Below are 11,658 nucleotides of genomic sequence, written 5' to 3' on the forward strand. Positions count from 1 at the left end.
CAATGATTTTAATAAATAATGATTTTAAGAGAGTGGTTCAAAAAGGCACCTATGTAGCTTTAGGGAGTTTTGATGGAATTCATAAAGGTCATTTAGCTTTAATAAATAAAATTAATGAATTATCTAAAAAGAATGATTCATTAAGTATGGTATATACATTTAAAAATCATCCAAGAACATTTATAAACAAGGAAGGAGCTCCAAAACTTTTAGTAACTTTACATGAAAAGGTAAAAATTCTTGAAGATTTAAAAGTTGATTTGAGTAGTTTTGTTGAGTTTGATAAAAAGTTTATGGAGTTGGAGCCAGAAGAGTTTATAGAAAATCTTATAAAAAACTATAATTTACAAGGAATTGTTGTTGGATTTAACTATAGATTTGGGCATAAAAACATGGGTGATGTTAAGTTACTTAAGGAATTATGTGATTTAAAAGGATTAGAGCTTTATGTTATAGATCCATTTACATATAAATCAGAAGTAGTTAGTTCAACAAGAATAAGAAAAGCTTTATCAGAAGGAGATTTAGAGGATGCTAATAGTATGTTAGGTAGATATTTTTCATTAATTGGTGAAGTGGTAAGTGGAAGGAAAATAGGGAGAACAATTAATTTTCCAACAGCTAATTTAAAGATCAATGATGAAATAATACTTCCTAAGATAGGAGTTTATTATACTAATCTGGAAGTTAACGGAGAAATTTATAAAGGTATAACTTCAATTGGGAATAATCCTACTGTAAATGGTAAGAATATTACAGTAGAGACTCACATACTAGATTTTGATGAAGATATATATGGAAAGTATATAAAACTTTATTTTATAAGTAAGATAAGAAATGAAAAAAAATTTAATTCTTTAGAAGAATTAAGAGAACAATTAATTAAAGATAAAAAATTTGCTGAAGAAAGTAACATAAAAATTTCTTTGTAATAAAGATTTACAAGAAAAGCGAATTTTGATATAATTATATAGAACCTAACTCTAAGATTTAAGGGTAACCGTCTTTTTTCTTGGAACTAGGGGATAAATTTTCGGAGGTATAACAATGGATAAAATAAGAAAACAAGAAATAATAGCTAAACATGCAAGACATGAAGGAGATACTGGTTCACCAGAAGTTCAAATTGCGTTATTAACAGAAAGAATAAACTCTTTAACTGATCACTTAAGAACACATAAAAAAGACCACCATTCAAGAAGAGGGCTTTTAATGATGGTTGGACAAAGAAGAGGTTTATTAAACTACTTATATGATCAAGATATTGAAAGATACAGAGCTATAATCAAAGAATTAGGATTAAGAAGATAATTTAGTAGAGCGGGTTTTTTACCGCTCTATTATTTTAAAAATATTAATATTTTTAAAAATTTAGCCTTTATATACCGAAAGGAGGTATTTATATGAATCATATCCATGAAACTATCATAGCAGGAAGACCAATGAAAGTTGAGTTCGGAAAATTAGGAATGCTTTCAGATGCTGCTATATTAATGAGTTATGGTGATACAGTAATATTAACAAATGTAAATGCATCAGAAAAACCAAGAGAAGGAATAGATTTTTTTCCATTAAGTGTTGAATACGAAGAGAGATTATATTCAGTTGGTAAAATACCAGGTGGATTTATAAAAAGAGAAGGAAAGCCTTCAGAGAAAGCTATACTAAATGGTAGAGCTATAGACAGACCTTTAAGACCTTTATTTCCAAAAGGATATAGAAATGATGTTCAAGTAGTCTGTACAGTTGTTTCAGTAGAAAATGATAACCTTCCTGAAATATTAGCTATAAATGCTGCCTCAATGGCATTATGTTTATCAAGCATACCTTTTACTACTCCAGTAGCTGCAGTTCAAGTTGGATTAATAGGAGAAGAATTTATACTAAATCCTAATTCAAAGGAAAGAGAAGAAAGTTCACTTCAATTAACTGTTTGTGCAACTAATGAAAGAGTTATGATGATTGAAGCTGGTGGAGATGAAATTCCAGAAGACACAATGATTAATGCTATCAAATTTGGGTTTGATAAGTGTCAAGATATAATAAAATTCCAAGAAGAAGCCGTAAGTATGTTTGGTAAAGAGAAAAAAGTACCAGAACTACATAAAGTATCAGAAGAAATAGAGGATGCTGTAAGAGAATTTGCCTTTGATATGATTAGTGAGTCAATGCACATTACTGATAGAGATGAAAGAAATGCTGCAATGGATGAAGTTAAAGCTAAAATCAATGAAGAATTTGAAGAAAAATATCCAGATAATATGTCTGATATTGGAGAAGTTGTTCACGATACACAAAAAGAAGTGGTAAGACATATGCTTTTAAAAGAAGGAAAAAGACCAGATGGAAGAGCTTTTGATGAAGTAAGAAACATTGGTTGTGAAGTTGGATTACTTCCAAGAACTCATGGAACAGGACTATTTACAAGAGGACTTACTCAAGTAATGACTGTTGCAACTTTAGGATCAATAAGTGAAATTCAAATATTAGATGGTATTGGTGAAGAAGAATCTAAGAGATATATGCATCACTATAACTTCCCATCATATAGTGTTGGAGAAGTTAGACCATTAAGAGGACCCGGTAGAAGAGAAATTGGTCATGGAGCTTTAGCTGAAAGAGCTTTAGAACCACTTATACCTTCAGAAGCTGAGTTCCCATACACAATAAGATTGGTATCAGAAGTATTAAGTTCAAATGGATCTACTTCACAGGCTTCAGTTTGTGGTAGTACATTAGCACTTTTAGATGCTGGTGTTCCAATAAAGAGACCGGTAGCAGGTATAGCTATGGGATTAATAACTTCAAAAGATTTAACTGAGGAAGAAGTTTTAACTGATATCCAAGGTTTAGAAGATTTCTTTGGAGATATGGATTTTAAAGTAGCCGGAACAGAAAAAGGAATAACTTCAATTCAAGTAGATACTAAAATAAAAGGTTTATCAGAAAAAGTTATACATGATGCTATACATGGAGCAAGGAAAGCAAGATTAATGATTTTAGATAAGATTAAAGAATGCATACCAGCTCCAAGAAAAGAAGTTTCAAAATATGCACCTAAGACATCAACTTTACAAATAGATCCTGAGAAAATCAGAGATGTAATTGGTGCTGGTGGAAAAGTTATAAATAAGATTATAGCTGATACTGGTGTTAAAATAGATATAAAAGAAGATGGATTAGTTTATGTTTCATCAGCTGAATTAGAAGGTGTTAAAGAAGCTGTTAAAATAATAGAAGGCTTAACTAAAGAAGTTAAAGCTGGAGAAATTTATTTAGGTAAAGTTACAAAAATTGCTCAATTTGGTGCTTTTGTTGAGGTGTTACCTAATAAAGAAGGATTAGTTCATATTTCTAAGTTAGATAATAAAAGAGTAGAAAAAGTTGAGGATATAGTATCTGTTGGAGATGAGATATTAGTTAAAGTAACAGAAATTGATTCTCAAGGTAGAATAAATCTTTCAAGAAAAGATGCAATAAAAGAGGCTGAAGAAGAAAATAAACAGCAATAGTAAAAGGCAATTATTATTGCCTTTTTATTTTTTTCTTATTCATAAAGTCTACATCTTTTAATGAGAATTGACATATATTATTTATAAGCAACATATTATTTATTGTTTTAATAAATAAGTGGAGGTATGTTTTATGAGTAATAATGTTAGGTATTTAAGCGAAATAGAAAGATATGAAATTATAAATATAAATGATGGTGAAAAGTATAGTGGACTTATAAATAATGATGTTATTATAGATGAAGAAGGAAAACTAAAATATTTAATAGTAAATTTAGGTGGAGGCAAGTTTAATCTTTTTAACTCAGATGAATATTTAGAAATTGAGTGGGAAAATGTAAAAAGAATAGGAGCTAAAACCATAATACTAGATGTAGACAGTGACATGATAAAAAAAACTAAACTATAGGAGTGTGGGGATTTTGAAAATAGTAGTGCAAAAATTTGGTGGTACTTCTGTATCAACAAAAGAAAGAAGAACTATGGTTGTAGAAAAGGTAAAAGGGGCAATCAATAAAGGATACTTACCAGTGGTTGTTGTATCTGCTATGGGAAGAAACGGAGAACCTTATGCAACTGATACACTTTTAGGATTAGTGTCAGAAGAGTTTAAAAAAGAAAATAAATTAGCTACTGATTTACTTATGGGATGTGGAGAAATTATAAGCACTGTTGTTTTGAGTGATGAATTAAGAGGGGAAAAAATAGAAGCAATTCCGTTAACAGGAGGAAATGCAGGGATACTTACAGATGATAATTATTCAAGTGCTGATTTTATAGATATAAATCCTAAATTAATATTAGAAGTTCTCAAAGATGGAAAAGTGCCTGTTGTTGCTGGATTCCAAGGGATTGATAGAAATGGATTCTTAACTACTTTAGGAAGAGGCGGAAGTGATACTACAGCGGCAGTTTTAGGAGTAGCATTAAAGGCTGAAGAAATTGAAATATATACAGATGTTGATGGAATAATGACTGCTGACCCAAGAATAGTTGGAGATGCTGAACTTATTAATAAAATAAGTTACAATGAAGTATTTCAATTAGCAGACCAAGGGGCTAAGGTAATTCATCCAAGAGCTGTAGAAATAGCAATGAAAGGTAATGTTGCCTTAGTAATAAAAAATACTATGAGTACTTGTACTGGTACAATTATAGATAATTTAGGAGATGTAGATAATAATAAGTTTATAACTGGAATAACTCATCAAGGAAATAGAATTCAAGTTTCTATAAAATCTGATGAAAATAAGAATAATATAAATTATAAGACCATTTTAGAAAGTCTTGCAAATAATAAGATAAGTTTAGACTTAATAAATATTTTCCCTAAAGAAAAAGTATTTACAATAGATTCAAGTGTTAAAGAATTATTTGAAGATATTATGAGGAAAAATGATTTAAAATATAGTTTAGTAGAAGACTTAAGCACTATAGCTATAGTTGGTTCAAGAATGAGAGGACTTCCAGGAGTTATGGCTAAAATAGTAGGTGCTTTAGATAGTGAAAACATAGAAGTTTTACAAACAGCAGATTCACATATGACAATTTGGTGTCTTGTTGAAAGTAAAAATGTAAAAGAAGCGATAAAAGCACTTCATAAAGCTTTTATGAAATAATGTATATAAATTTTCTTTCTGTGCAAAATAAAGTTAGTACAGGAGGGAGATATATGGAACATAATAAAGAAAATCAAAATAAAAGTATAGACGAAATAAAAGAAATAGGAGCAGTTTTACCTGAACATAAGAAAGAAGATTCTAATATACAGGTTTTAACCATAATAGGGCAAATTGAAGGACATAGTGTTCAACCGCCACAAACTAAAACAACTAAGTATGAGCATATGATTCCTCAATTAATTGATATAGAACAAAATGATAGAATAAAAGGTATATTATTTGTTTTAAATACTGTTGGAGGGGATGTTGAAGCAGGATTAGCAATTGCTGAGATGATAAGAAGCCTAAAAAAACCAACAGTATCATTAGTTATTGGAGGAGGTCATTCTATAGGAGTTCCTCTAGCAACAGCATCTCAATATTCTTTTATTTCTCCATCAGCTACTATGATAATACATCCAATAAGAATGAATGGACTTGTAATAGGAGTTCCTCAAACATTTAAATATTTTAATAAAATGCAAGAGAGAATAAATGATTTTATAACAAGGACATCAGGAATTAAATTAGATGTACTAAAAAAAATGATGATGCAAACAGATGAACTTTTAAACGATATGGGAACAATATTAGTTGGAGAAGAAGCAGTTAAATGCGGATTAATAAACGAAGTTGGCGGTGTTAAAGAAGCCTTAGATAAGTTAAATAGCTTAATAGAAGCTTATAATTTAGAACCATAGGATATCTATGGTTCTATTTATGTAATATAAAAATATTTTGACAATTTATAGTCATTTATGTATATAATATTTTTTGGTACAAGTATTTTACCATTTTTAAATTAAAATAGGTGAGGTGATTTATTTTAGTATGGCTGGGGCAAAGAAGAAAACCGCAACTAAGACTCAAAAAAAGAAAAATCAAAGCAAAATTAAAGTTACAGAAGAAATATATGCTTTAATAGCAATATGTGTTTCTTTAATTGTTATGTTTAGTTTATATACTGATAAAGCAGGATATTTAAGTGTTATATCAAGAACTCTCTTGATAGGATTTTTTGGAATTGGAGCTTTTTTTATTCCGATTTACATAATATATTTATGTACAAAGCTTTTCTTATTTAAAAGAGAGGTGTTATTTTCAAGAATAGGATTGGGGATAACAATAGCACTTATAACTAGTGTGCTACTTATTCAGACTGTGAATATAAACGATTATTATGTACAAGGAAGTATATGGAGATCTATAAAAACTATATGGAATTCTCAAAGTGAATGGCATGGAGGTATAATAGGATTTTTAATTGTATTACCTCTATATAAATTAGTAGGTAAAATAGGACTTTTTGTCATTTTTATAACATTATATCTTATAGCTTCAATGCTTATATTCGATTATAATCTAGTTTCAATAAGAAATTTCTTTGGAGGTTTTAAGGAAAAAGCTTTTAAAGTTAAATTTGTTGATAAAAAGTATGAAAAAGATGATTATATTAATTTGAAGAAAAAAGATAATAGTTATGAAAGAAATAAAGATTATAAAAAAGATGAGACTTCACATGATAACAGTAAGATAAAAATATTAGACTTTATGAAAAATTCCTCTTTGAATGATATAGAGGATAATAAAAAAGAAAAGGACAATCAATTAAAGGATAATATTAAAATAAACCAATTTAAACCAGAGTCTAAAATGCCTAGGGACTTAAGTTTAGATAATACCATAATAGAACAAAGAGGATTCAATTCAGAAAATGCTAAAAATGAAGAATCTATAAATAAAGAAATATCAAATAATATGGCTAGTAAAAATTCAAGTGTAGGGGCTAGTTATATTGCACCAAATGCAGAGTTATTAAATTTAAATAATAATAATGAATTAGATAAAGATGATAAGAAGGCATTATTAGCTAATGCAGCTAAACTTGAAGAAACTCTTATGAGTTTTGGAGTAGAGGCAAAAATACTTCAAGTAACAAAAGGACCATCTGTTACTAGATTTGAACTTCAACCTAAGGCTGGTATAAAGGTTAGTAAAATAGTTAATTTAGCTGATGATATAGCTTTAGGATTAGCAGCTAAAGGGGTTAGAATAGAGGCACCTATTCCAGGAAAGTCTGCGATAGGAATAGAGGTTCCAAATAAAGAACAAACACCAGTTTTCTTTAGAGAAATTGTAGAATCTAAAGAATTTTTAGATAATAAATTTAAGGTAGCTTGCGCTTTAGGAAAAGACATAACAGGTAAGGCTGTTGTTACAGATTTAAGTAAGATGCCTCATGTGCTTATTGCAGGAGCAACTGGTTCTGGTAAGAGTGTATGTATAAATACATTAATAGTAAGTATACTATATAAGTATTCTCCAGATGAGGTTAAGCTTTTAATGGTAGACCCAAAAGTTGTTGAATTAAATGTTTATAATGGAATTCCTCACTTACTAATTCCAGTAGTTACAGATCCTAAGAAGGCTGCTGCGGCATTAAACTGGGCTGTAAATGAAATGACTAGAAGATATAAACTTTTTGCAGACAATGGAGTAAGAAATATAGAATCATATAATGCTTTATATAATAAAGGAGAAGTTCCAGAGAAACTTCCTTATATAGTTATTATAGTGGACGAGCTTGCAGACCTTATGATGGCTTGTCCTCATGATGTAGAGGATTATATTTGTAGACTTGCTCAAATGGCTAGAGCAGCAGGGATGCACTTAGTAATAGCTACCCAAAGACCATCTGTAGATGTAATTACAGGGGTAATTAAGGCTAATATACCTTCTAGAATATCTTTTGCAGTTTCAAGTCAAGTTGACTCTAGAACAATATTAGACTCAGCAGGAGCTGAAAAACTTTTAGGTAGAGGGGATATGTTATTCTACCCAGTTGGAGAGTCTAAGCCTCAGAGAGTTCAAGGGGCTTTTATTTCAGAGGAAGAAGTTGAACATGTTGTATCATTTATAAAAGAGTCACAAAAGGATGCTCAATATGAAGAGGATATATTAGAGCATATAAATTCAGCAACTCTTGCTTCAGATGGAAATGGTGATAGTGATAGAGATGAACTTTTAGATGAAGCTATAGAAATCGTAGTTGAAAGTGGTCAAGCTTCAGCATCATATTTACAAAGAAGATTAAGAATAGGATTTAATAGAGCGGCAAGAATAATAGAAGAACTAGAAGAATGTGGGGTTATTTCTAGAAGAGATGGAAGCAAACCAAGACAAGTGCTTGTTAGTAAAGAGCAATTAGAAAATATGAAATAAAAACTTGTTTAATTTAAAAAAGAGTTTTAAAATAAGAAATATATATTTAAACGTAGGAGGAAGTAGATTTGGCGAAATATAAGGTAGGAATGGTGAGTTTAGGTTGTGATAAAAATAGAGTTGATTCAGAAATCATGCTTGGTATGGTTCAGAATGAGTACGAACTTACTAATAATCCAAAGGAAGCTGACATAATAATAGTAAATACTTGCGGATTTATAGAAAAGGCTAAACAAGAATCCATAAACACAATATTAGATATGGCAAAATATAAAACAAGTCACAACTGTAAGTTACTTATAGCTACAGGCTGCTTAACTCAAAGATATGGTGATGAATTATTAGAATTAATGCCTGAAATAGATATAATGTTAGGTGTTAATGATTATGCTAAAATAAATGAAGCTATAATGAACTTTATAAATGGAAATAATGAAAAAGTAAAAGCTACAAATTACAGTGATATATCAATTAATGAAGGATTAAGGTTGATAACAACTGATAAAGCTACTGCATACTTAAGAATTGCAGAAGGATGCGATAATTTCTGCACTTATTGTATTATTCCTAAAATCAGAGGTAAGTTTAGAAGTAGAACTTTAGAAAGTATTGTAGAAGAAGCGAAGAAATTAGCTGAAAATGGAGTTAAAGAGTTAATATTAATAGCTCAAGACACAACTAATTATGGTATAGATATATATGGCGAAAAGAAACTTCACTTAGTTTTAAGAGAATTAGCTAAGATTGAAGGAATAGAGTGGATAAGAGTTCTTTATTGTTATCCAGAAGCTATATATGATGAACTTATAAAAGAGATTTCAGCAAATGATAAGGTATGTAATTATCTTGATTTGCCTATACAACATATTAGCAATAATGTTTTAAAAAGAATGGGTAGAAAGACAACAAAAGAAGAAATAATAGGAAAAATTAATGAACTAAGAAAAAATGTTCCTAATATAGTTTTAAGAACTTCTTTAATAGTTGGATTCCCAGGAGAATCTGAGGAAGATTTCAATGAATTAAAAGATTTTATAAAGACAGTAAAATTAGATAAAGTTGGAGTCTTTACTTATTCAAGAGAAGAAGGAACACCTGCTGCCATAATGGAAGATCAAATAGATGAAGAGGTTAAAAAAGCTAGAGAAGAAGAAATAATGTTACTTCAAAAGGCAGTATCAGAAGAAATTAATAAAAACAAAGTAGATAGAGAATATGATGTTCTTATAGAAAAGTTTAATGGAGAATACTATATAGGAAGAAGCTATGAGATGGCTCCAGATATAGATGGATATATTTATGTGAAAGGAAATGGAGCTAAAAAGGACCAGTTCTGTAAAGTTAAAATTGAAAAGGCCTTAGAATATGATTTGGTAGGAGTTGTATGCAATGAATCTTGCAAATAAATTAACTTTAATTAGAATAATTTTAGTGCCAATATTCTTAGTATTTATAGCTTATCAGGACTTACCTTATGGTAGTTTAATAGCAACGCTTATATTCATAATAGCATCTATTACAGATCAACTAGATGGATATATTGCAAGATCAAGGAATCAAGTTACTAATTTTGGTAAGTTTATGGATCCTCTGGCAGATAAGTTGTTAGTTACGGCTGCTCTTATATCTTTAGTTGAATTACAATTAGTTCCTGCATGGGCAGCTATTGTAATAATAGCTAGAGAGTTTGCTGTTTCGGGTTTAAGAACCATAGCTGCATCAGAGGGATTGGTTATAGCTGCTAGCTGGTGGGGGAAAATTAAGACTGTAATACAAATAATTGCCATAATTCTTTTGTTGTTACAAGTAAATATAATTAATTCACCAGGAATTAATGAGTTAGTTGCAGGAAGCAGTTTTTTAAGAAATTTCTTTATATATGTTCCTGATATATTCTTATATTTAGCTGTTGCAATAACAATAATTTCTGGAGTGGATTACTTTAGAAAAAATAAAAATGTTATAAATACTTATAAATAATGTTTTAAAAGTTAAAAAACAGTCAATTATTAAGACATGGAGTTCTATTAAGAACTTCATGTTGATGTTGACTTTTTTTTTGTATATATTATAATGGTAGTAGAACTTATGTTCGGTTATTTAAGGAGGTTAAGTATGGCAAATATAGATAAAGATAAATTAAAAGCTATTGAGATGGCTATGGGGCAAATAGAGAAGCAATTTGGAAAAGGATCAGTAATGAAACTTGGAGAGCAAGGAGCTCCTCAAATGGATGCTGTTTCTACTGGATGCTTAGATCTTGATATAGCTTTAGGAATAGGTGGAGTACCAAGAGGAAGAATTATTGAGATATATGGACCAGAGAGTTCTGGTAAGACAACGGTTGCTTTACATGTAGTAGCAGAGGCACAAAAATTAGGTGGAGCAGCAGCGTATATAGATGCAGAACATGCTTTAGATCCAGTTTATGCAAAAAGATTAGGGGTTAATATAGATGATTTAGTGGTTTCACAACCAGATACAGGAGAACAAGCTTTAGAGATAACAGAAGCATTAGTTAGATCAGGAGCTATAGATGTTTTAGTTGTGGATTCGGTTGCAGCTTTAGTTCCAAGAGCAGAAATTGAAGGAGAAATGGGAGATTCTCACGTTGGTCTTCAAGCTAGATTAATGTCACAAGCTTTAAGAAAATTAACAGGAACAATTAATAAATCAAACTGTGTAGTAATATTCATAAACCAATTAAGAGAAAAAGTTGGTATAATGTTTGGAAATCCAGAAACAACACCAGGTGGTAGAGCATTAAAATTCTATGCTTCAGTTAGAATGGATATAAGAAGAATTGATTCAATAAAACAAGGAGACGGAATAACTGGTAATAGAACAAGAGTTAAAATAGTTAAAAATAAAGTTGCTCCTCCATTTAAGCAAGCTGAGTTTGATATTATGTACAATGAAGGTATATCAAAAGAAGGTAATATAGTAGATGTTGGAGTAAAAGAGAATATAGTGCAAAAGAGTGGTGCTTGGTTCTCATATGGAGATATAAGATTAGGCCAAGGTAGAGAAAATGCTAAACAGTATTTAAAAGAGAATCCAGCAGTTGCTTTAGATATAGAAAATCAAATAAGAGAAAAATATTCACTTCCTTTAGCTAAGAATGTTGAAGGAGTAGATATGGAAAAAAATACAGAAGAATCTGTTGAAAGTTAAAAAGATAAGGATTTCCTTATCTTTTTTTATTTTACTAATATTGATTAATTTTAATGTGTGAATTTAAAATTTTATAAATATTTTAACAT

10 protein-coding genes are annotated in these 11,658 nt (G+C 29.8%); all 10 read left to right on the forward strand.

From position 1 onward, the window contains the following. The first annotated feature begins 2 nt into the window (after positions 1-2). The 10 genes from Q1J60_RS10830 to recA all read left to right on the forward strand — a co-directional run bounded on the left by Q1J60_RS10830 (position 3) and on the right by recA (position 11,569). Positions 3-932: a bifunctional riboflavin kinase/FAD synthetase gene (locus Q1J60_RS10830; protein ID WP_300262051.1), complete on the forward strand. Its 930-nt coding sequence runs from the start codon at positions 3-5 to the stop codon at positions 930-932. 115 nt (positions 933-1,047) lie between these two features. Beyond that, on the forward strand, positions 1,048-1,311 hold the full coding sequence (gene rpsO / locus Q1J60_RS10835; protein ID WP_300262054.1) for a 30S ribosomal protein S15: 264 nt from the start codon (positions 1,048-1,050) through the stop codon (positions 1,309-1,311). A 92-nt stretch (positions 1,312-1,403) separates the two neighbouring features. Next, complete coding sequence (locus Q1J60_RS10840) at positions 1,404-3,512, forward strand: polyribonucleotide nucleotidyltransferase (RefSeq protein WP_300262057.1); 2,109 nt, start codon at positions 1,404-1,406, stop codon at positions 3,510-3,512. 133 nt (positions 3,513-3,645) lie between these two features. Further along, complete coding sequence (locus Q1J60_RS10845) at positions 3,646-3,921, forward strand: YlmC/YmxH family sporulation protein (RefSeq protein WP_003459765.1); 276 nt, start codon at positions 3,646-3,648, stop codon at positions 3,919-3,921. A 13-nt stretch (positions 3,922-3,934) separates the two neighbouring features. Further along, positions 3,935-5,131 (forward strand): aspartate kinase, encoded by a 1,197-nt coding sequence (gene dapG / locus Q1J60_RS10850; RefSeq protein ID WP_300262060.1) that lies wholly within the window; start codon positions 3,935-3,937, stop codon positions 5,129-5,131. Between the two features lie 53 nt (positions 5,132-5,184). Then, positions 5,185-5,874: a ClpP family protease gene (locus tag Q1J60_RS10855; protein ID WP_300262064.1), complete on the forward strand. Its 690-nt coding sequence runs from the start codon at positions 5,185-5,187 to the stop codon at positions 5,872-5,874. 130 nt (positions 5,875-6,004) lie between these two features. Then, positions 6,005-8,395 (forward strand): FtsK/SpoIIIE family DNA translocase, encoded by a 2,391-nt coding sequence (locus Q1J60_RS10860; RefSeq protein ID WP_300262067.1) that lies wholly within the window; start codon positions 6,005-6,007, stop codon positions 8,393-8,395. A 68-nt stretch (positions 8,396-8,463) separates the two neighbouring features. Beyond that, the gene (gene rimO, locus Q1J60_RS10865; RefSeq protein WP_300262069.1) at positions 8,464-9,801 is read left to right on the forward strand and encodes a 30S ribosomal protein S12 methylthiotransferase RimO; all 1,338 of its coding nucleotides are present in this window, start codon (positions 8,464-8,466) and stop codon (positions 9,799-9,801) included. Further along, positions 9,785-10,375, forward strand: a complete 591-nt coding sequence (gene pgsA, locus Q1J60_RS10870; protein ID WP_300262072.1) for a CDP-diacylglycerol--glycerol-3-phosphate 3-phosphatidyltransferase — start codon at positions 9,785-9,787, stop codon at positions 10,373-10,375. The genes rimO and pgsA overlap by 17 nt, the downstream gene beginning before the upstream one ends. Before the next feature lie 135 nt (positions 10,376-10,510). After that, positions 10,511-11,569, forward strand: coding sequence for a recombinase RecA (recA, locus tag Q1J60_RS10875; protein ID WP_300262075.1), 1,059 nt, complete (start codon positions 10,511-10,513; stop codon positions 11,567-11,569). Positions 11,570-11,658 lie beyond the last annotated feature (89 nt).

The organism is Clostridium sp. (assembly GCF_029258205.1).
Classification (GTDB): domain Bacteria; phylum Bacillota; class Clostridia; order Clostridiales; family Clostridiaceae; genus Sarcina.